Source organism: Streptomyces sp. AP-93 (assembly GCF_022808175.1).
In the GTDB taxonomy this organism is placed as follows: Bacteria; Actinomycetota; Actinomycetes; order Streptomycetales; family Streptomycetaceae; genus Streptomyces.
Map to the genome: position 1 here is coordinate 115516 of NZ_JALGBX010000028.1, position 20377 is coordinate 135892.

The following is a 20377-nucleotide window of genomic DNA, read 5'->3' on the forward strand; positions in this document are numbered from 1 at the left end:
TTTGGGCCGGGGCCGGCGCCGGGGCCTGGGCCTGGGCCTCGACCTCCGGTGTGGCCCGGGTTTGGTCCGGGGCCTGGGCCTGGGCCTCGACCTCCGGCGTGGCCGGGGATGCGCCCGTGTCCTGCGTCACGTCCTCGTCGGTCAGCTGCGGCATCGGACTCCATTCGCATAGGGGCACCGCGGGGGCGCCGTGCGGCCCCGTCGCGCGGGCGTCGCGGGACCATCGCGCGGGCCTCGCGGGGGCGTTCCGCACGGGTGGACCCGCGGGCTGTGCAACAGCTCGGACAGCCCCCGGGTTACGGAGATCAGCACATTCCCCTTTGCCACCCCTATACCTCCTTATTACCTGGTTACACGGATCTTGCTACGTTCCCCAGGCGGATTGGCGGCATGAAAACCGCCGGTCCGACCACGTCACCGGACCGAGGAGAGACCCGCACATGCGACGCGCACCCCGTACGGGCACCCCGGCGGCCTCCGGCAAACGGTGGACCGTCCCGGGCGTGGCCGGCGTGGCCGGCGGCGTCGCGCTCCTCGGCTTCGGTGGGCTGTACGCCGCGGGCCTGCTGCTGGCGGGCGACGACGTGGCCTCCGGTACGAAGGTGCGCGGCATCGACATAGGCGGGATGAGCCACGCCGAGGCCCGGCAGACCCTGAACCGTTCTCTCGGCCCGTCCGCGGCGGCCCCGCTGGCACTGCGGATAGGAGAGCGGACCGAGCAGGCGCAGCCCGCCACGCTCGGCCTGTCCCTGGACACCGGCGCCACCGTCGACCGGGCGGCCCGCTCCGGTTCCGACCCCGTCAGCGTGATCGGCCGGCTGTTCTCCTCCGGTGATCCCGAGGTGGAACCGGTGGTCCGGCTCGACGAGATTGCCGCCCGCGCCGCACTGGACGGGCTCGGCGCGAAGACCCGGCAGGAGGCCCGGGAGGGCTCGGTCTCCTTCGAGAAGGGCAAGGCCAAGGCGGTCGCCCCGGTCACCGGTACCGACCTCGACGTCGACGGCTCCCTCGGCGTGCTCCGCTCGTCCTACACCGGGCCTGCGGCCGGGCCCGTCGTGCTCCCCGTCCGGAGCACGGAGCCCCGCGTCGGGCAGCAGGAGACGGAGCGGGCGCTGAGGGAGTTCGCCGAACCGGCGGTGTCCGCGCCGGTCACCCTGACCGTGGAGGGCACGCGCATACCCGTCGGCCCTGCCGTCCTCGCCAAGCACCTCACCCTCAAGGACGACGGCCGGGGCCGTCTCGTGCCCGGCCTGGACGCCAAGGCCCTGCTCGCCGCCCCGGAGCTGGCCGGCCCGCTGCGCCGGGCCGCGCCGGGCCCCGTGGAGGCGAAGCTGCGTACGGACTCCGCCGGCGCGGTCTCTGTCGCCGAGGAGGGCCGGGCCGGACGCCGGGTGGCCGAGGAGGGCCTGTCCGCCGTCGTGCTGCCGCTGCTGACGCGGACGGGCGCGGCGGAGCGTACGGGCGAGGTCGCCACGGAGGAGGTCCAGCCGAGGCTCACCAAGAACACGGTCGGGCAGCTGGGCATCAAGGAGGAGGTGTCCTCCTTCACGGTCGACTTCGAGAAGGCCCCGTACCGTACGACGAACATCGGGCGGGCCGCGGAGCTGATCAACGGCTCGCTCGTGCTGCCCGACGAGACCTGGAGCTTCAACCGCCGCGTCGGCGAGCGCACGAAGGAGAACGGCTTCGTCGACGGCCTGATCATCAACAACGGCCAGTACGAGAAGGCCGCGGGCGGCGGTGTTTCGGCAGTGGCCACCACCGTCTTCAACGCGATGTTCTTCTCGGGGGTCAAGCCCGTCGAGTACGGGGCGCACTCCTTCTACATCGAGCGCTACCCGGAGGGCCGCGAAGCCACCGTGGCGTGGGGCAGCCTGGACCTGCGCTTCGCCAACGACTCGGGCAAGGCCCTCTACATCCAGGCCGAGGCGACCGACACCTCGATCACCATCACCTTCCTGGGAACGAAGCGGTACGAGGAGATCCGCGCGGCCAAGGGGCCGCGGACGAACGTCAAGCCGCCCGCCACCCGCACGGACACCGGCCCGAAGTGCGAACCGCAGTCCCCGCTGGAGGGCTTCGACGTCGCCGTCGACCGGGTGTTCGTGAAGGGCGGGCAAGAGGTCAAGCGGGAGACGATGAAGACCCGTTACACGCCGAGGGACAGCGTGACCTGCGGCTGAGTCCTCCTGTCGGGGAGCCCGGACCACCCGTGCGGGTGAGTGCGTGCGGGTGAGCGGGCGTTCGTCGGGCAGGGTGGGCGGATGGAGTCGCGCCGGGGACCGAGGGTGCCCCTGATCATTGTCGCGCTGGCCGTGGCGGCCGGGTGTGTGACCGGATGTGTGACCGTGGGCCCGGCCGGGCCGGGGGCCGTTCCCGGGCCGCAGGCCGTTCCGGGGCCGCAGGCCGTACCCGGGCCCGGAGCACTGCCCGTGCCGGCCGGGGTACGGACGGGCCTGCCGGGACCGGCGGCCGAGGCCTGGCCGCTGGGGGCGCTGCCGGAGGTCGTGCAGGATGCGGATGCGGATGCGGTGCCGGTGGAGCCCTCGAATGCCCTGCCCGGGGCTGCCGTTGCCCCGCGCCCCGCCCAGCCCGCGGCGCCCGCCGCCCGGGTGCGGAGCCGGGTGAAGCCCGCCGTGCCGCGCCGGCGGGCGGAGCGGCCCCGGCGGGCCGCGCCGAAGAAGCCCGCGGCGCCCGCCGCGAAGGCCCGTGGCTTCCGGCCCGCGCCGAAGCGCACGTACGACATGGCGCCGCTGTGCGCGGCGGCCCGGGGGACGGTGGACCCGGCCATCGTGGCGCTGTGCCACTGACCGCGTGGCGCTGCCGGGTGCGGGAGGCGGGATTCGCTTGGATGGGCCCGGCGGACCCCGACCGGGGCCCCTCCAGCCTCCACCTCCAGGAGTGGCCATGGCGAAGATCGCTCTCTTCGGCGCGACCGGCACCGTCGGATCCCGGGTCATGCACGAAGCGCTCGGGCGCGGGCACGAGGTCACGGCCGTCGTACGCGATCCCGCGCACTTCGCCGAGTCCGAAGCCAGCTCCGCGGACGTCACCGTCGTCCGCGGCAATGTCCTCGACCCCGCGTCCGTGACCCAGGCGGCGGCCGGGCAGGACGTGGTGGTCAGCGCGTACGGTCCGGGATCCGGGGATCCCGGCACGCTCGTGAGCGCGGCGAAGGCACTGATCGGTGGCGTGCAGGCCCTCGGCGAGGACGGGCCGCGGCCGCGCGTGCTGACCATCGGCGGGGCGGGCTCCCTGCGGACCCCCGGTGGACCCATGGTCTGGGACCTGCCCGGGATCCCGGCGCCGGTGATCGCCGTGATGCACGCCCACGGGGACGCCCTCGACTTCCTGCGGACCGTTCCGGTGGACGAGGTCCACTGGACCAACCTCAGCCCCGCCGCCACGATCGAGCCGGGCACGCGGACCGGCACGTACCGGCTGGGACTCGACGACCTGGTCGTGGACGAGAGCGGAAACAGTCTGATCTCCACGGAGGACTTCGCGGTGGCCCTGCTGGACGAGATCGAGCGCGACGCGCACCCGGGCCAGCGGTTCACCGTCGGGTACTGAGGCCCACTGAGGCCCTGCCGGACCCACCCGCCGCCGATACTCGCTGGTCGGGGCGGGCTCCTCCTCCCTAGAGTGGCCGGGCACCAGCCTCGGCCCGCAGGGAGCGGATCATGCGCACGCACTACCCCCGGACCCCGCACCTGCCCTGGTCTCCGGGTGCGACGTCCGACGACGTGCGGACCACCGGGCCCGGCATGCTGGCCGGGTTCGCCGGGCGCGAGGTCGTGGTCACCGAGAAGCTCGACGGCGAGAACACCACCCTCTACGCCGACGGCCTGCACGCGCGGTCGCTCGACTCGGGCCACCATCCGTCGCGGGCCTGGGTGAAGGGCCTGCAGAGCCGTATCGGCCCGGGGATCCCCGCCGGTTGGCGGGTGTGCGGGGAGAACGTCTACGCCCGGCACTCGCTCGCGTACGAGGAACTCGACGCGTGGTTCTACGGGTTCTCGGTGTGGGACGGCGACCACTGCCTGGACTGGGACCGTACGGTGCTCTTCCTGCGCGGTCTCGGTGTCCCGGGACCGCGCGTCCTGTGGCGCGGCGTCTTCGACGAGCGGGCCCTGCGCCGCCTGCGGCTCGATACGGCGCGCCAGGAGGGGTACGTCGTCCGCACGACGGCGGGCTTCGAGCGCGCCGACTTCGGTCGGTGCGTGGCCAAATGGGTGCGGGGCGGCCACGTGCAGACGGACACGCACTGGATGTACGCCCAGGTGGTGGCGAACGGCCTCGGTCCGGCGGCCGCCCTCTGGGACGCCCGGTCGGGCGCGGACCCGGACACGGCCGGGCTGCTCCGCGCGGTGGGAGCGGACACGGCGCCCCCGGCGGCGGGAGTCGAGGGGCTGGTCGCCGACGTGGCGGACCGCATCGACGGGTTGAGCGTGCGCAGGTCCGGCGAGGACCGGCTGGCCGGAGTCCTGGCGGCGGCCCTGCACGGAGTACCGCGAGCCGCGCTCGCGTCCCGGCTGGCGGCGGGCCCGCTCGGGATGGCCACCGCACGGCGGGTCGCGGACCTGGTCGGGCTGTGCCCTGCGCTGCGCCGGCCCTTCCCCTACCCGGACGCGGAACGGCGGGCCGGGCTCGTACGGATGGCGGAGGCGGCCGATCTGGGGGTGCTGCACGCGCTGGCGGGGGCGCTCTCCCGGTCCGGCGGCGCCGACGCCGACGGTCCCGTCGGGTCGCCCAGGTCCGGCGAAGGCGCCGAGCGGGGCGACGGACCCGGCGAGTGCGTGGAGTGGTCCGCGCTGCACGCCGAGGAGGCGGGGCTGCTCGGGCCCGCGCCGCTGGAGCCGCTGCGGGCCGGGCTTCGAGAAGCGCTCGCCGGAGCCGGCATAGGCGACGGCGGCGACGACGGTAGCGCCGACGCCGCCGACCGCTGCTGGGCCGAAGCACGGCTCGCCTACGGCCAGGGCAAACTGACCGCCGCCGAGGAGGCGGTCGCGGCGACCTGGCGCTGGCGGGACGGCGCCTCCTTCCCCCGGCTGGTGCAGCTCTGCGGACCCTCGGGCAGCGGGAAGAGCACCTACGCCCGGACCCTGCCCGGGGTGGAGGCCTACATCAGCCTCGACGACCTGCGCGGCGCCCGGGGTTCCCGGGCGGACCAGCGCGACAACGCGGACGTGCTCCGCGAGGGCCTCGACCGGCTGGACTCCGCACTCGCCTCGGCCGCGCGACGAGGGGGCACGGTGGTGTGGGACGCGACCTCCCTCACGGCCCAGCAGCGCGGACTGGCCGGTGCGGTCGCCCGGCGGCGTGACGCGCTGGTCACGCACGCCGTGCTGCTGGTCGAGGAGGCCGAGCTGATGCGCCGCAACTCCACGCGCACACACCCGGTGCCGGAGCAGGTGCTGACCGCGCAGCTGCGCCGGTTCGCTCCGCCGTATCCGGGTGAGGCGCACCGCACGTGGTACATCGGGGCGGGCGGAACCGTCGAGGACACGGCGGGCACGATCGGTGCGCCGACCCGTACGGCGGCCCGTACGGCGGCCCGTCCATGTGCGGAGGGCTGATGCGTACCAGCGAGGAGCTCTACCACCAGGTCCGCTGGGACCCCCGCTTCGATCCCGCCCGGTTCACGATGGGACTGCTGCAGCGCGGAGCCGCGCCGAAGCGGATCCCCCTGCCCTCCTTCGTTCCCGGGGGCGACATCCCCTGGCACCGGGTGCTGTTCGTGGAAGCGGACGGCGAGCTGGTGTGGGACCGGGCCACGGGCGTCGACATCATCGACGGCACCGCGGCCGGGCGGGTCCGCGACCCGAGGCTGCTGCGGGCGCCGTTCTTCACCGCACGGACGCCGTACGCGTGGGACGCGTCCGGCGGCGGCGCGTGGCGGGCCGCGCCCGAGGGCGGCACCCGCGCCCTGAAGCCTTCGCGCGTACGCCTGTTGACGTGGAACACGCTCTGGGACCGGTACGACGCCCCCCGCATCGCCACCGCACGGCGCAGGCCCTTGCTGCTGGCCGACCTGGCGGCGGCCGACGCCGATGTGATCGCGCTCCAGGAGGTGGAGCGCGAACTGCTCGGCATGCTGCTCGCCGAGCCGTGGGTCCGGGACGGGTACACGGTCGCCGCCGACCCCCGCGGCCGGGACGTGGCGGAGAGCGGGCTGCTGGTGCTGAGCCGCCTGCCGGTGCGAGAGGCGGGCGTTCACGTACTGGGTCCGCACAAGGCGGTCGTCGCCGTGACCGTGGACACGGCGGGCGGGCCTCTGGTGGTCGCGGCCACCCATCTCACGAGCGATCACACGGAGCGGGGCGCGGACCGGCGTACGGCCGAACTGACAAGGCTTTCCGAGGGGTTGTCGGCAATCGAGGCGGCCGACGTGGCCCTGCTCGGCGACTTCAACGACGGCCGGTCGGGAGCCGGGGGTCCGGCCGCGGTGCTGGGCCTGCGGGACGTGTGGACCGAGGTGCACGGGGCGCAGGACGGGACCCCCACCTTCGATCCGGTCGCCAATCCACTCGCGGCGGTGGGGTCGTTGTCGGGTCGGGCGGCACGCCTGGACCGGATCCTGCTGCGGTCGGCGGGAGTTCGCGTGGCGCGGGCCGCTCTGCGCGGCGACTCCGCGCCAGCGGACGGGCTGTTCATCTCGGACCACTACGGGGTCGAGGCCACCCTGGACTTCGACCCGGCCGCCGACGGAGGTGAAGGCGCCGAAGGATCCGGGCGGCACGCGGTTCTGGACGTCCAGGCCACGGGGCGGACGGCGGTGGCCTGGCTGACGCCGCGGGACGAGGCGGTGGAGGCGGTCCGTCGCGCACACGACCCTCAGGCGGAGCGCTGGCCGGCGCACGTGAACCTGCTCTTCGGCTTCGTACCGGAGTCCTCCTTCGAGGCGGCGCTGCCCCTGCTGGCCGAAGCGGCCGCGGAGTCGGCCGCGTTCACGGCCCGGCTGGAGGGCGTGTACGCCTTCGGCCCGACCCTGTGGCTGGACCCGGCGGCGGCCGGCGACGCGCCGTGGCAGGAGCTCCGGCGGACGCTGGCGGCACGGTTCCCGGGCTGCCGGGGCCGGGCCGAGGGGTTCACGCCCCACCTGACGCTGGGACGGAGCCCCGATCCCCGGCGTGCGGAACGGGAGTTCGCGGCGCGCCTCGGCGGTGGCCGGTCGGCGCGCGTGGGCTCGCTCGCCGTCCTGTCCCGGCGCGGCGACGGCCCGATGGAGGTCCGGGCGACGGTGGAACTCGGCACCGGCAGGATCGACTGGGCACCGGAAGCGGCACGTCCCGCGTCGGCGCGACCGGGCGGCGCGGAGCCGGCGGAGGCCGGCGGCACGAGCTACACCGACACCATGGCCGGTGCCGGTGCCGAAGCCGGGACCACGACCGGCGCCAAGGCCGGCGCCAAGGCCGGTACCGATGCCGATGCCGATGCCGAAGCCGATGCCGGGGACAAGGCCAAGGGCAAGGGCAAGGCCGGTGCGGGAGCCGGTGCCAGTGCCAGTGCCAGTGCCGGCGCCGGCGCCAAGGCCGGTGCGGGAGCCGGTGCCAGTGCCGGTGCCGGCGCCAAGGCCGGTGACGACGCCAGCGCCCGTGCCGAGTTCCTCGTGGCGCGGATCGCGGCGGCCCTCCCCGAGGGGACCGTGCACGTGGTCGGCTCGCGCCGGATGGGCTGTGCGCTGCCGGACGCGGATCTGGACCTGGTCGTGGCCCTGCCGGGCGCCGTCGCCCTGGCGGAGGTACGGGCGCGGGTGGCTTCGGCCGTCCCCGAGGCGGAGCGGCTCCGCGAGGTGACGGGCGCCCGGGTGCCGGGCCTGCGGCTGCGCGTGGCCGGGCTGGACGTGGACCTGGTGGTGGTCGCCACCGGGCCGGTGGCGCCGGACCGGGCTGTCGCCCGGCGGGCGGAGCTCGGCGAGGCCGCGGCGGTGGCGCTGAGTGCGGTGAGCGACGCCGATGCAGTACGGGCCTTCGTGGGCCCGGAGCACGCGGCGTTCGCCCGGCTGGCGCGCGAGGTCAAGGCCTGGGCCCGGTCCCGGGGTCTGGACTCGGCGCCCTTCGGCGGGCTGCCGGGACTCGCCTGGTCCGTGCTGGCCGCCCACACGGTCCGCTCCGCCCCCGGCCTCTCCCCCGGCCCTCTGCTGCGCGCCTTCTTCGCCACCTGGGCCGCCTGGGACTGGCGTACCCCGGTGAGCCTTGCCCCGGCTGCGGACCCGAGCGCCGCCGGGAGCGGCGAGGACGCCGTCACCGTGCTGACCCCCTCCGCCCCGGTGCGTAGCTGCACCACCCAAGTCGGCGCCGGGACGGCAGACTTGCTCACGCGGGAGCTGTTCGCCGCGTGGGAGGCGCTGGAGGAGAGCCCCTCGGCGCAGTTCGCCGTCGCCGCCCCCGCTCCCGCGCACCGTCGGCACGCCGCCTGGGCCGTGGTCACCGTGACGGGTTCCCGGCCCGGGGACTTCGAGGACAACCTCGGGCGCATGCGCGGCCGGCTGCGCGCCCTGCTCGGCGCCCTGGCGGAGACGGGCCTCGTGGACGCCCACGCCTGGCCCCGGCCCTTCGAGCGGACCCCGGCCCGGGCCCGCTACGCGATCGGGCTCGGCCACACGCCGCCGGACGCGAGCGCCCTGGCGGCCCTTGCCGCACCGTGGTCGGCGACGCTCCCCGGCACCGAGGTCACCTGGGCCGACTGCGGCACCGTTCCCACCCTCCCCTGACGACAAGTAACGAACGCACGACAGCACCGGCCCAACCATGGGGCCCCACTCTCCGAACGCGACGAAGACTCTCGGCCTGAGCTCCGCCCCGCCGTAGCGGGCACGGCGAGACGGAGTGGTCAGCGCGGTCAGAGCCTCAGTAGAGTCTTGCGAGGTTTTTTCGTCAATACTTTTCACAAGGATTGAAGAAACTCCAAGTTCACAGGCCTGATGCGTGTTTGACACGTCGTTGGATCTTCAGTTCATGAACGTTCAAACCCTTGACGGCCCCGGCGCCGGGCAGTTCACTCACGCTTCGATCCCCCCGGATCCACAACGTCAGGAGTAGCCCCGCATGCCCCTCCTCTCCGCTCACCCGCCCCACCCGTCGCCCCACCCGTCGCGCCGCCTCCCGCGTCCGTCCCGGCTGACCGTCGCCTCCCTGGCGGCCGCCCTGGTCGCCGCCCTCCTCGTGCTCCTCCCGGGCACGGCGGCGACCGCCGCGCCCACGCTGCTCTCCCAGGGCAAGGCCGCCACCGCCTCCTCCATCGAGGGCGCCGGCACCCCCGCCTCCGCGGCCGTCGACGGCAACAACGGGACCCGCTGGTCGAGCCAGTTCGCCGATCCGCAGTGGATACAGGTCGACCTCGGCGCCGCCGCCCAGCTGAGCCAGGTCGTCCTGCGCTGGGAGACCGCCGCCGCCAAGGCGTACCGCGTCGAGCTGTCCACGGACGGCGCCAACTGGTCCACGGCCTACTCCACGGCCAACGCCACCGGCGGCGTCCAGACCCACGACATCACCGGCAACGCCCGCTACGTCCGCGTGTACGGCACCCAGCGCACCACCGGCTACGGCTACTCGCTCTGGGAGTTCCAGGTCTACGGAACCACCGGGGGCACCGGCCCGACCCTGCCCGGCGGCGGTGACCTCGGCCCCAACGTGATCGTCTTCGACCCGTCCACGCCGAATATCCAGGCCAAGCTGGACGAGGTCTTCGCCCAGCAGGAGTCCGCGCAGTTCGGCTCCGGGCGCTACCAGTTCCTCTTCAAGCCGGGTACCTACAACGGCCTCAACGCCCAGATCGGCTTCTACACCTCGATCTCGGGCCTCGGGCTGAACCCGGACGACACCACCATCAACGGTGACGTGACCGTGGACGCGGGCTGGTTCGGCGGCAACGCCACCCAGAACTTCTGGCGTTCGGCCGAGAACCTCGCCATCAATCCGGTCAACGGCACCAACCGCTGGGCCGTCTCGCAGGCCGCGCCGTTCCGCCGGATGCACATCAAGGGCGGCCTCAACCTCGCCCCGAACGGCTACGGCTGGGCCTCGGGCGGCTACATCGCCGACTCGAAGATCGACGGCCAGGTCGGCAACTACTCGCAGCAGCAGTGGTACACCCGTGACAGCTCCATCGGCAGCTGGTCCAACGGCGTCTGGAACCAGGTCTTCTCCGGCACCCAGGGCGCTCCCGCGCAGAGCTTCCCGGAGCCGCGCTACACCACCCTCGACACCACCCCGGTCTCCCGCGAGAAGCCGTTCCTGTACCTGGACGGCTCCGAGTACAAGGTGTTCGTCCCGGCCAAGCGCACCAACGCACGCGGCACCTCCTGGGGCAACGGAGCGCCGCAGGGCACGTCGGTCCCGCTGAGCCAGTTCTACGTGGTCAAGCCCGGCACGAGCGCCGCGACGATGAACCAGGCGCTGGCCCAGGGCCTGCACCTGCTCTTCACCCCGGGCGTCTACCACGTAGACCAGACCATCCAGGTCAACCGCGCGGACACGGTGGTCCTGGGCCTCGGTCTCGCCACCATCATCCCGGACAACGGGGTGACGGCGATGAAGGTCGCCGACGTCGACGGCGTGAAGCTCGCCGGTTTCCTGGTGGACGCGGGCCAGGTCAACTCCCCCACCCTGCTGGAGGTCGGCCCGGCCGGCGCCACCACGGACCACGCGGCGAACCCGACCACCGTCCAGGACGTCTTCATCCGCGTCGGCGGCGCCGGCGCCGGCAAGGCCACGGTCGGCATGGTGGTCAACAACCACGACACGATCGTCGACCACACCTGGATCTGGCGCGCCGACCACGGCGACGGGGTGGGCTGGGAGACCAACCGCTCCGACTACGGGTTCCGCGTCAACGGTGACGACGTACTGGCCACGGGCCTGTTCGTCGAGCACTTCAACAAGTACGACGTGGAGTGGAACGGCGAGCGCGGCCGCACGATCTTCTTCCAGAACGAGAAGGCGTACGACGCCCCCAACCAGGCCGCGATCCAGAACGGTTCGATCAAGGGGTTCGCCGCCTACAAGGTCGCCGACTCGGTCAACACCCACGAGGGCTGGGGCCTGGGCAGCTACTGCTTCTACAACGTCGACCCGACGATCCGTCAGGACCACGGCTTCCAGGTCCCGGTGAAGCCGGGTGTGAAGTTCCACGACATCCTCGTGGTCTCGCTCGGCGGCAACGGCCAGTTCGAGCACGTCATCAACGACACGGGCGCGCCGACCTCGGGCACCTCGACCACCCCCTCCACCGTCGTTTCCTTCCCCTGATCACCCCCTGACCCCCCGGTTCGCGGGGCGGCTGCCGGCCGCCCCGCGTTTTCCGGGCCACCTGAGAGAGCGCTCTCCCAACCCGGCCTCTCTCGCCCTCCCTCCCTCAGAAGGAGCGACACGATGAATCTCCGACCGCGGACCCTGTCCGCATTCCTGGTCTCGGCGGCCATCGCCGTGACCGCGGCCGCCGGTCTCGGCGCCACAGCGCTCACCGCGCAGGCGACACCCGACGCCGGCACCGTCCACACGAACATGAACCACGCCGCCGTGGCCCCGCTCGCCGGCGGCGACGACCCCGACGGTGACGGCTACATCCCGGCCGTTCCGCAGGTCACCGGTGTGACCCCGTCCTGGAACAACCCGCCGGACCGCTACTTCCACGAGTTCCAGGCCAACTGCTCGGTCACCAAGACCGCACCGGACGACCCGATCGTCTACGCGGGCCGGCCCGGCGCCTCCCACGACCACACCTTCGTGACTCCTCCCCCTCGTGAACGAGAGGGCTTCTCGCTATGCCGGGTTGGCGTTGCGACGGGCCAGCCCGGCCCGTAGAACGTTCAAGGCGCCCACCGTGTCCGCGTGCGCGATGTGGCCGCACGAGACGCAGTGGAACTTCTCCTGTGCGGTCCGGTTCGCTTTGTCGACGTGCCCGCATGCGGGGCAGGTCCGGGAGGTGTTGCGGGGGTCCACGGCGATCACTTCCCGTCCGGCGCTCTCAGCCTTGGCATGCAGGATCGTCAGGAACACCCCCCATCCGGCATCCGAGATCGAACGGTTGAGTCCAGCCTTCGCTGCGGCCCCGTTGGGCAGGAAGCCGCCCAGCATATCAGGGTCCGGCTTCGGCGCTGGGGTCTTGACCATGTTCCGAATCTTGAGGTCTTCGTGCGCGATGAGATCGTGTTCGCGGACCAGGTCCAAGGCGGTCTTGTGCGCGTGGTCGAGCCGCTGGCGGCGGACCTTGCGGTGAAGGTCACCAACCCTGTCAACGGCCCGCTGGTGATTGTTCGTGCGCTTGTCCCGCCGGACACGGGGGAACTGCTTCAGTGCCCGCTGTGCTTCCGCAAGTTTCGTGGCGGCCTTCCGCCCGTGGCGCGGGTTCTCGACAAAACCACCGTTGGAGTCACCGAGGAAATTGGCTATGCCCATATCGATGCCGACCGCACTGCCAGTCGCGGACAGCGGTTCCAGCGCAGCCTGCTCGGCCGTCAGGATCACGTACCAGCGCTTGCCTTCGCGCTTGACCGAGACGGTCTTGACCTTGCCAACCACCGGCCGGTGTTGGTTGACCTTGACATGCCCGACACCCTGGAAGCGGACACGGGTGACGGGGTCGTGCGGGGTGGCATCCCAGCGGCAACCGTCGCCGTCCTTGGGGAACTCCACCGTGTCGAACCAGTTGACGCCTCGGAAGCGCGGGTAGCCCGGCGTGTCCCCGGCCTTGACGCGGCGGAAGAACGCAGCGAACGCCCTGTCCAGCCGGCGCAAGGTGACCTGTTGACTGGAGAACGACCAGCACCCCTGACGCTCCGGGTCGAACGCCCGGATGTCCTTTAGCTGCGCGGACTGCTGCCCGTATTTGATGCTCGCCTTCGAGACGTGCCGCCAGGCGTCACGGCGTTCCTGCAAGGCTCCGTTGTAGAGCGAGCAGTGATCACGCAGCATCTCGCCGAGCGCGATCGCCTGGCCCACGGTGGGCCGCATGAGGAACTTGTACGCACGGAGCATCCAGCCCCCCCCTTTCCCGATCAGCTCGAAGGCCACACTACGCTTGGGGGTTTCACCACATTGGCAATCAAACCCCGATGTCCGATCCGGCCGCCATACTGTCCACAATCTGCACGCAGATTTGGTGTTCATCGCCAAATATCGGCGGGTATTCTCCAGTTACAAGAACAACATGCTTGCCGAGTTCACCAAGTGGGCCCCCACCTGGACCTCTACGCAGTCAACGCCTACAAGGAGGCCTGTGGTGTCAAGCAGGCCTGGCAGCAGGGTGGTTACACCAAGCCCTACATCATCACGGAGACCGGTCCGGCGGGCGAGTGGGAGGTACCGAACGACGCGAACGGCGTCCCGCTGGAGCCCGGCGACCAGGCCAAGGCCGACGGCTACACCAACGCCTGGAACTGCGTCACCGGACACGGGGGCGTGGCCCTGGGCGCCACGGTGTTCCACTACGGCACCGAGTACGACTTCGGCGGGCACTGGTTCAACCTGACCCCGGCCGGGGAGCGCCGCAAGATGTACTACGCGGTCAAGCGCGCCTACGGGGGCAACACGGCGGGCGACAACCTCCCGCCGACCGTGTCCGTCCCCTCCGTCCTCGACCCGGGCGCCGTCCCGGCCGGCAGGGAGATCACCATCCAGGCCCCGGCGACCGACGCCGAGGGCGACCAGCTCGCGTACGAGGTGCTCTGGGGCAGCAAGTACGTGGACGGGGGCGGCGGGCTGATCTCGGTGCCGTCGACCCACCTGGGCAACGGCACGCTCAAGGCTTCGGCCCCCGCGAAGACCGGCGCGTGGAAGCTCTACGTCAAGGCCAAGGACGGCCGCGGAAACGTGGGCGTCGAGCAGCGCTCGGTGAAGGTGGTCCCGCCGCCGGTGTCGGGCACGGACGTGGCGCTGAACCGGCCCACGACCGCCTCGACCTTCCAGAACGACGGCTACGGCGGTTGCCCGTGTGGTCCGCAACTGGCCACGGACGGCAACAACACCACGCGCTGGGCGACGACTTGGTCCGATGCCCAGTGGCTCCAGGTGGACCTGGGGTCGGTGAAGCAGCTGCGGCACGCCCAGCTGGTGTGGGAGACCGCGTACGGCAAGGCGTACACCATCAAGGTGTCGGACGACGGCCAGAACTGGCGGACGGCTTACGCCACTTCCAGCGGTGACGGCGGCATCGACGACTTCGGCATCTCCGCGTCGGGCCGGTACGTGCGCCTCGAACTGACCCAACGGGGCACCGGCTACGGCTACTCCCTGTTCCACTTCGGCGTCTACGCCTGATCCCTGGCCCGACGCCCCGCACGCTCCGCGCGCCGCCCGAACCTGACCCGGGCGGCGCGCGGTTCTGCGTTCGGTTCTGCGTGCGGTTCTGCGTGCGGAAGCCTCCGTAGGGCTCAGACCTCCAGGACGATCTTCCCGGCGGTGTGGCCCTCCCGGCTGAGTTCGAAGGCGGCCGGGAGCTGCGCGAGCGGGAAGGTCTCGGCGACGGTGACGGTGAGCTGCCCGGCGTCGGCCATCCGGCCCAGCTCGGCGAGGTCGGCGCCGACGGGCCGTACCCACATCCACTGGCCGCCGGCGCCGAGCACGGTGTGGTCGGCGATGGAGGCGTGCCGGCCGCCCTCGGCCAGTACCGCCAGGGTGGTGTCGAGGACTCCCCCGACGAAGTCGGCGACGACGGTGACCCCGTCGGGCGCCAGGGCGCGGACCCGGTCCGCGAGGCCGTCGCCGTACTCGACGGGCTCGCAGCCCAGCTCGCGCAGCCGGTGGTGGTTGCGCACGGAGGCGGTACCGATGACGCGGGCCCCGAGCACGCGGGCGATCTGCACGCCGAGGGAGCCGACGCCGCCCGCGGCTCCGTGCACGAGGACGGTGTCCTCCTTGCCGGTCTCCAGGCGCGTCAGCAGCTGGTACGCGGTGAGGCCGGCCAGTGGCAGCCCGGCGGCCTGCTGCCAGGTCAGGGAGGCGGGCTTGGGCGCGAGGGCCCGTACGGGCACGGTGACGAACTCGGCGAAGGTGCCGCCGTGGACGTAGTCCTTGCGGGCGTAGGCGATCACCTCGTCGCTCGCGGTGAACTCGGGGGTGTCGATGCCCGCGTACTCGACCGTCCCGGCCACGTCCCAGCCGGGGACGACGGGGTACACGACGTCCATCAGGCCGTCGAGCCCGCCCGCCATGATCTTCCAGTCGACGGGGTTGACGGAAGCGCACCGGACCCGGACGAGGACCTCGCCGGGGCCGACCTTGGGCACCGGGATCCGGGTTTCGGAGAGCACCTCCACTCCGCCGTACGTGTCGTACGTCATGGCCCGCATGGTGCCCTCTTGGTCCTCGGACATACCTCTCGCCTCTCCGTGATCCGGTCGCGTGCCCCCGCCCCCCATCCCACCACGAAGAGCCGCGCCCGCCCCGGGAGGAGGGGCGGGCGCGGCGCGGCGGAGCGGTTGCGGGGGAGGGGGCTGTCTTGCAGGGTGGTTCTACAGGACGGCTCTAGAGGGCGCGGTGGGCGGCGATCACGTCCGCGTAGTGGTGTCCGCTGGTCTTCACGGTGCGCCGCTGGGTCTCGTAGTCCACGTGGACCAGTCCGAACCGCTTGTCGTAGCCGTATGCCCATTCGAAGTTGTCGAGGAGGGACCAGGCGTAGTACCCGGCCAGCGGTGCGCCGCGGCGGGCGGCGCGGGCGCAGGCGGCCAGGTGGGCCGTGAGGTAGGCGGCGCGCTCGGGGTCGTGGACGCTGCCGTCGGGGGCGACGGTGTCGGGGTAGGAGGAGCCGTTCTCGGTGATGAGGATGCGCCGGGCCCCGTACTCCTCGGTCAGCCGCATGATGAGGGCTTCCAGGCCGTCCGCGTCGACCTCCCAGTCCATGCCGGTGCGCGGGACGCCGGGCCGGTCGATCATCCGGGCGTAGGGGGCGGCGCCGTGCGGGTCGGCGGTGACGACCTGCGGGAAGTAGTAGTTCAGGCCGATCCAGTCGAGCGGGGCGGCGATGGTCTCCAGGTCGCCGGGCTGTTCGGGGAGGTCGACTCCGTAGACCTCCCGCATGTCGGCGGGGAAGCCGCGGCCGTGCACCGGGTCGAGCCACCAGCGGTTGACGTGGCCGTCCATCCGGCGGGCTGCCGCGCGGTCGGAGTCGCTGTCGGTGGCGGGTTCGACGGTGGAGAGGTTGTTGACGATGCCGATCTGCGCGCCGGGTGCTGCGGCACGGATGGCCTGTGCGGCCAGGCCGTGGCCGAGCAGCAGGTGGTAGGAGGCGCGGACGGCGGCGGTGAGGTCGGTCAGGCCCGGGGCCATCTTGCCTTCGAGGTGGCCGATCCACGCCGAGCAGAGGGGTTCGTTGAGGGTCGCCCACTGGGTGACGCGGTCGCCGAGGCGCTGCGCGACGGTGCCGGCGTACGCGGCGAAGTGCTCGGCGGTGGCCCGCTCGGGCCAGCCGCCCCGGTCCTGCAGGGCCTGCGGGAGGTCCCAGTGGTAGAGGGTGACCGACGGTTCGATGCCGGCGGCGAGCAGGCCGTCGATCAACTGGTCGTAGAAGTCGAGGCCCTTGGCGTTGACCGGGCCGTCACCGCCGGGCAGGACGCGGGGCCAGGCGACGGAGAGCCGGTAGGCGTTGGTGCCGAGCTGCCGCATCAGGTCGATGTCGCCCCGCCAGCGGTAGTAGTGGTCGCAGGCGGTGTCCCCGTCGTGGCCGCCGTCGATGGCGCCGGGGACGCGGGTGAAGGTGTCCCAGATGGAGGGGGCGCGGCCGTCCTCGGCGACGGCTCCCTCGATCTGGTAGGCGGAGGTGGCGGTGCCCCAGACGAAGTCGCGCGGCAGGGCGGCGAGGTCGATGGCATCGCGGGCGGTGTCGGGAAGGCCTGCGTTGAAACGTTCTGCGTACAGGGTCATTTGACGGCTCCTGCCGTGAGTCCGGCCACCAAGTACCGCTGCAGCAGCAGGAATCCGGCGACGATGGGAATGCTGACGACGAGCGAGGCGGCCATGATCTGGTTCCAGTACACGTCGTTCTGCGTGGAGTAGCCCTGCAGTCCGACGGCGAGGGTCCGGGTGGCGTCGTTCGTCATGACGGAGGCGAAGAGCACTTCGCCCCAGGCGGTCATGAAGGCGTAGACGGCGACGGCGACGATGCCGGGAACGGCGGCCGGGATGACGACGCGGAAGAGCGCGCCGAGCGGTCCGCAGCCGTCCATGGTGGCGGCCTCGTCGAGTTCGCGGGGCACCGAGTCGAAGTACCCGATGAGCATCCAGATGGAGAAGGGGAGGGAGAAGGTGAGATAGGTGAGGATCAGTCCGCCGCGGGATCCGTAGAGGGCGATCCCGGTGGTGTTGCCGATGTTCACGAAGATCAGGAAGAGCGGGAGCAGGAAGAGGATTCCGGGGAACATCTGGGTGGACAGCACGGTCACGGTGAACAGGCGCTTGCCGCGGAAGCGGTAGCGGCTGACCCCGTACGCCGCGAAGATCGCGATGACCACGGAGCAGGCGGTCGCCGAGCCCGCCACGATGAGCGAGTTCACGAAGTACTTGGCGAGCGGGACGGTGTGCCAGATGTCGATGTAGGGGCGGATGGTGAGCCCGCTGGGGATCCAGCGGAACTCCCCCGCCACGTCCTTGAGGGGTTTGAGCGAGCTGGCGGCCATCACGTAGACCGGCAGCGCGACGAATCCGGCGAGGAGGGTGAGGAAGACGGCCCTGATCACCTTGAACGACGTCGGAGGGTCGAGGGGTGATCTCGTACGGGGCTTCGTGCGCGGGCGGCCGTGCAGGGCGGCCCGGCGGTTGCGGTCAGGCATCGGCTTCCTTCCGTCCCCGTGTCGTGACGAACAGGTAGACCGCGGTGACCAGCAGCAGGAAGAGCAGCAGCAGGACGGACATGGCCGAGCCGGTGCCGAAGTTCCAGGTCACGAAGCTGGATTGGTAGATGTGGATGGAGATGAGGTCGGCCGCTTCGGGGGCCGATTTGCCGAACAGCACGAACGGGGTGTTGAAGTCGTTGAAGGTCCACAGGAACAGCACCAGGATCAGGACCTGGTTGACGGCGCTGACCGACGGCAGGGTGATCCGGCGGATCTGCTGCCAGGTCCCGGCCCCGTCCAGCGCGGCCGCCTCGTAGAGGTCCTTGGGGATGTTCTGGAGCGCGGCCATCACGATGAGGAAGGCGAACGGCCAGCCCTTCCAGACGGAGACGGTCAGCAGGGCCCAGAAGCTGTTCTCGCCCAGCAGCCAGAAGGTGTGCTCGGCGCCGCCGAGGCCCAGTTGGTCGTGGATGACGTGGTTCACCAGGCCGTTGTCCCGCTGGAACATGAACGCCCAGGTGATGACGGCCGCGTAGCCGGGCAGCGCGTAGGGGATCAGGAACAGTCCGCGCAACAGTCCGCGGCCGCGGAAGGTCTCCTGCATGAACACGGCGGTGGCGGTGCCGAGGAACCAGCACAGGGCCACCGAGAGGAGGGTGAACAGGCAGGTGGTGAAGAAGGAGTTGAGGAGCGCCTCGCCGACGGGCTTGTTGACGTCGACGGCCAGTGCGTAGTTGTCGAGGCCCGACCAGGGGGCGCTGGACCAGTCCCGGATGAAGAACTGGGTCAGCTGCCGGAAGCTCATCACGATGCCCATCACCATCGGAACGAGGTGGATGAGCAGTTCGAAGAACAGGGCGGGCAGGAGCAGGAGGTAGGGCAGGGCGGCGCGGCGCAGGCGCCCGGTGCGGCGTACCCGGGCAGTGGTACGCCGCACCCTTCCCGCCGTCGCGGAGGTCATGAACGCCTTCTCACTTCTGCATCTGCTGCTGGGCCTTGGTGAGCTTCGCCTTGACCGATTCGGTGGTGACCGGGCGGCCGGCCGCGGCGTCGGCGAAGAGCTCCTTGACGGCGGTGCCGACCGCGGTCTCGAACTGGGACTCCTCGGGGACCTGCGGGAGCGGCGCGGCGCTGGTGGAGAGGGTGTTGCGGAGCACCGTCAGGTCCTCGGTGCCGAAGGCGGGGTGCGTCTGGGCCGCCTTGACCGGCGGGATGGAGCCGTAGGTCTGGTTGAGGATCTTCTGCTCCTCGTCGCTGGTCATGAACTTCACGAACTTCAGGGAGCCGTCGATGTTGTCGGTGTTCTTGAAGACGGCCAGGTTGATGCCGGCGACCATGGAGTTGACGTTCTTGCCGGTGCCGGGCGCGCCGCCGGCCGGAACGGGCGCGGGTGCCACGCCCCAGTCGCCCTCCTTCATGCCCTGGGCCTTGAAGCTGCTCGCCGCGTTCTGCCACAGGACCATCGCGGTCTTGCCGTTGGCGAAGTCCTGGAGGGACTGGTTCTTGTCGTACTCGGCGTTGCCCGGGGCGATGATCTTGTCTGTGGCCATCAGGTCGACGTACTGCTTGACGGCGTCGACGTTGGCCGCGCTGTCGAAGGTGGGCTTGCCGCTCGCGTCGAAGAACTCCGCGCCGTGCTGCTGCGAGAACACGAAGGCCTGGTGGATGTTGTTGGAGAGGTTCGCGCCCTCGGCGCCCAGGGCCCACTTGCCGTCCTTGGACAGCTTCTGGCCAACGGTGACCATCTCGTCCCAGGTGGCCGGGGGCTTCTCGACGCCCGCCTCCTGGAACATCTTCTTGTTGTAGTAGAGCGCGTACGACATCGAGTAGAGCGGGACGGCGGCCGGGTCCTGGCCCTTGGCGCCCGCCGAGCCGATGGCGGATTCCACGAACCGGTCCTTGCCGCCGATCGCCTCGAAGTTCTTGGCGTCCCAGGGCAGCAGGGCGCCGGTGGCCTGCAGGGAGGAGGACCAGGTGTTGCCGATGTTGAGGACGTCGGGGCCCTGCCCGGAAGCGGTGGCGGCGAGGATCCTGTTGAGCAGGTCCGACCACGGGACCACTTCGAGCTTGACCTTGATGCCGGTCTGCTCCTCGAACTTCTTCAGCTCCGGGCCGAGGGTCGCCTGGTCCGCCGCGATGTCGGGGCCCTGGTTGGAGGCCCAGTAGGTGATCTCCTTGGGGGACTTGTTGGAGCCCTCCGCATCCGCGGATCCGCCTCCGCAGGCGGTGGCGGCTGCGAGCATGGAGACGGTGACGGCGGTGACGGCGGCGGCTCGGGTTCTGCGCATGGCGGCTCGGTCCCTTTCGGCAGGGTTGAGGAGAAAGGCCGGTGGACGGTGCGAGCACCCGGCCCCAACCGGGTACTCGGCGACTCCGTTCTTTCCAGGTCTTAATTTAGGACGTGAGTTAAGCCTCGGGAAAGGGTCGCGTCAAGGGGTCGCGCAAGGGTATGTTGCGATCGATGTCAGGGCGGAAGGAGTCTCAATGACTAAATCAAGCTGCTTGCGTGACCGGTGGGGCGGAGGTGAAGGCCCGGTTGTCGCGCAGGAGAGCCCACAGGACGCTGGCGCGTCGGCGTGCCAGGGCGATGACTGCTTGGACGTGTTT

The 20377-nt window shown here is 71.6% G+C and carries 13 protein-coding genes and 1 pseudogene; 8 read left to right on the plus strand and 6 right to left on the minus strand.

Going from position 1 to position 20377, the window contains the following annotated elements; genetic code table 11:
• Positions 1 to 440 precede the first annotated feature (440 nt).
• From MTF69_RS35365 to MTF69_RS35395, 7 genes are all read left to right on the plus strand, one after another.
• On the plus strand, positions 441 to 2183 hold the full coding sequence (locus MTF69_RS35365) for a VanW family protein (protein ID WP_243340470.1): 1743 nt from the start codon (positions 441 to 443) through the stop codon (positions 2181 to 2183).
• Positions 2184 to 2288: 105 nt separating this feature from the next.
• Positions 2289 to 2810, plus strand: coding sequence for a hypothetical protein (locus MTF69_RS35370; protein ID WP_243340471.1), 522 nt, complete (start codon positions 2289 to 2291; stop codon positions 2808 to 2810).
• 97 nt (positions 2811 to 2907) lie between these two features.
• Entirely contained in the window at positions 2908 to 3573 is a 666-nt protein-coding gene (locus MTF69_RS35375; RefSeq protein WP_243340472.1) for an NAD(P)-dependent oxidoreductase, read from the plus strand.
• Positions 3574 to 3683: 110 nt separating this feature from the next.
• On the plus strand, positions 3684 to 5579 hold the full coding sequence (locus MTF69_RS35380; RefSeq protein WP_243340473.1) for an RNA ligase family protein: 1896 nt from the start codon (positions 3684 to 3686) through the stop codon (positions 5577 to 5579).
• Positions 5579 to 8716 (plus strand): poly(A) polymerase, encoded by a 3138-nt coding sequence (locus MTF69_RS35385; RefSeq protein WP_243340474.1) that lies wholly within the window; start codon positions 5579 to 5581, stop codon positions 8714 to 8716. Before MTF69_RS35380 ends, MTF69_RS35385 begins: the two co-directional genes overlap by 1 nt.
• A 334-nt stretch (positions 8717 to 9050) precedes the next feature.
• Complete coding sequence (locus MTF69_RS35390) at positions 9051 to 11252, plus strand: discoidin domain-containing protein (protein WP_243340475.1); 2202 nt, start codon at positions 9051 to 9053, stop codon at positions 11250 to 11252.
• 123 nt (positions 11253 to 11375) lie between these two features.
• Positions 11376 to 11807 (plus strand): hypothetical protein, encoded by a 432-nt coding sequence (locus tag MTF69_RS35395; protein ID WP_374324937.1) that lies wholly within the window; start codon positions 11376 to 11378, stop codon positions 11805 to 11807.
• Here the strand turns inward: MTF69_RS35395 and MTF69_RS35400 are convergent.
• Positions 11766 to 12980, minus strand: a complete 1215-nt coding sequence (locus tag MTF69_RS35400) for a transposase (RefSeq protein WP_243340476.1) — start codon at positions 12978 to 12980, stop codon at positions 11766 to 11768. The genes MTF69_RS35395 and MTF69_RS35400 overlap by 42 nt on opposite strands.
• Positions 12981 to 13178: 198 nt before the next feature.
• Between MTF69_RS35400 and MTF69_RS35405 the strand changes: the two are divergent.
• A pseudogene (locus MTF69_RS35405) lies at positions 13179 to 14261 on the plus strand (discoidin domain-containing protein); the annotation flags it as partial.
• 113 nt (positions 14262 to 14374) lie between these two features.
• Here MTF69_RS35405 and MTF69_RS35410 read toward each other — a convergent pair.
• The 5 genes from MTF69_RS35410 to MTF69_RS35430 form a co-directional block, all read right to left on the minus strand.
• Complete coding sequence (locus MTF69_RS35410; protein ID WP_243340486.1) at positions 14375 to 15292, minus strand: NADP-dependent oxidoreductase; 918 nt, start codon at positions 15290 to 15292, stop codon at positions 14375 to 14377.
• A gap of 175 nt (positions 15293 to 15467) precedes the next feature.
• Positions 15468 to 16862, minus strand: a complete 1395-nt coding sequence (locus tag MTF69_RS35415) for a GH1 family beta-glucosidase (protein ID WP_243340477.1) — start codon at positions 16860 to 16862, stop codon at positions 15468 to 15470.
• Positions 16859 to 17767: a carbohydrate ABC transporter permease gene (locus MTF69_RS35420; RefSeq protein ID WP_243340478.1), complete on the minus strand. Its 909-nt coding sequence runs from the start codon at positions 17765 to 17767 to the stop codon at positions 16859 to 16861. Before MTF69_RS35420 ends, MTF69_RS35415 begins: the two co-directional genes overlap by 4 nt.
• The gene (locus MTF69_RS35425) at positions 17760 to 18731 is read right to left on the minus strand and encodes a carbohydrate ABC transporter permease (protein ID WP_243340479.1); all 972 of its coding nucleotides are present in this window, start codon (positions 18729 to 18731) and stop codon (positions 17760 to 17762) included. Before MTF69_RS35425 ends, MTF69_RS35420 begins: the two co-directional genes overlap by 8 nt.
• 10 nt (positions 18732 to 18741) lie before the next feature.
• Positions 18742 to 20058, minus strand: a complete 1317-nt coding sequence (locus MTF69_RS35430) for an ABC transporter substrate-binding protein (RefSeq protein ID WP_243340480.1) — start codon at positions 20056 to 20058, stop codon at positions 18742 to 18744.
• Positions 20059 to 20377: the final 319 nt, after the last annotated feature.

What these genes read in the sequence shown, in the direction of transcription:
- MTF69_RS35365 (WP_243340470.1), top strand. Translation starts at nt 441, where the DNA reads ATGCGACGCGCACCCCGTACGGGCACCCCGGCGGCCTCCGGCAAACGG.
- MTF69_RS35375 (WP_243340472.1), top strand. Translation starts at nt 2,908, where the DNA reads ATGGCGAAGATCGCTCTCTTCGGCGCGACCGGCACCGTCGGATCCCGG.
- MTF69_RS35380 (WP_243340473.1), top strand. Translation starts at nt 3,684, where the DNA reads ATGCGCACGCACTACCCCCGGACCCCGCACCTGCCCTGGTCTCCGGGT.
- MTF69_RS35385 (WP_243340474.1), top strand. Translation starts at nt 5,579, where the DNA reads ATGCGTACCAGCGAGGAGCTCTACCACCAGGTCCGCTGGGACCCCCGC.
- MTF69_RS35390 (WP_243340475.1), top strand. Translation starts at nt 9,051, where the DNA reads ATGCCCCTCCTCTCCGCTCACCCGCCCCACCCGTCGCCCCACCCGTCG.
- MTF69_RS35395 (WP_374324937.1), top strand. Translation starts at nt 11,376, where the DNA reads ATGAATCTCCGACCGCGGACCCTGTCCGCATTCCTGGTCTCGGCGGCC.
- MTF69_RS35400 (WP_243340476.1), bottom strand. Translation starts at nt 12,980, where the DNA reads ATGCTCCGTGCGTACAAGTTCCTCATGCGGCCCACCGTGGGCCAGGCG.
- MTF69_RS35410 (WP_243340486.1), bottom strand. Translation starts at nt 15,292, where the DNA reads ATGCGGGCCATGACGTACGACACGTACGGCGGAGTGGAGGTGCTCTCC.
- MTF69_RS35415 (WP_243340477.1), bottom strand. Translation starts at nt 16,862, where the DNA reads ATGACCCTGTACGCAGAACGTTTCAACGCAGGCCTTCCCGACACCGCC.
- MTF69_RS35420 (WP_243340478.1), bottom strand. Translation starts at nt 17,767, where the DNA reads ATGCCTGACCGCAACCGCCGGGCCGCCCTGCACGGCCGCCCGCGCACG.
- MTF69_RS35425 (WP_243340479.1), bottom strand. Translation starts at nt 18,731, where the DNA reads ATGACCTCCGCGACGGCGGGAAGGGTGCGGCGTACCACTGCCCGGGTA.
- MTF69_RS35430 (WP_243340480.1), bottom strand. Translation starts at nt 20,058, where the DNA reads ATGCGCAGAACCCGAGCCGCCGCCGTCACCGCCGTCACCGTCTCCATG.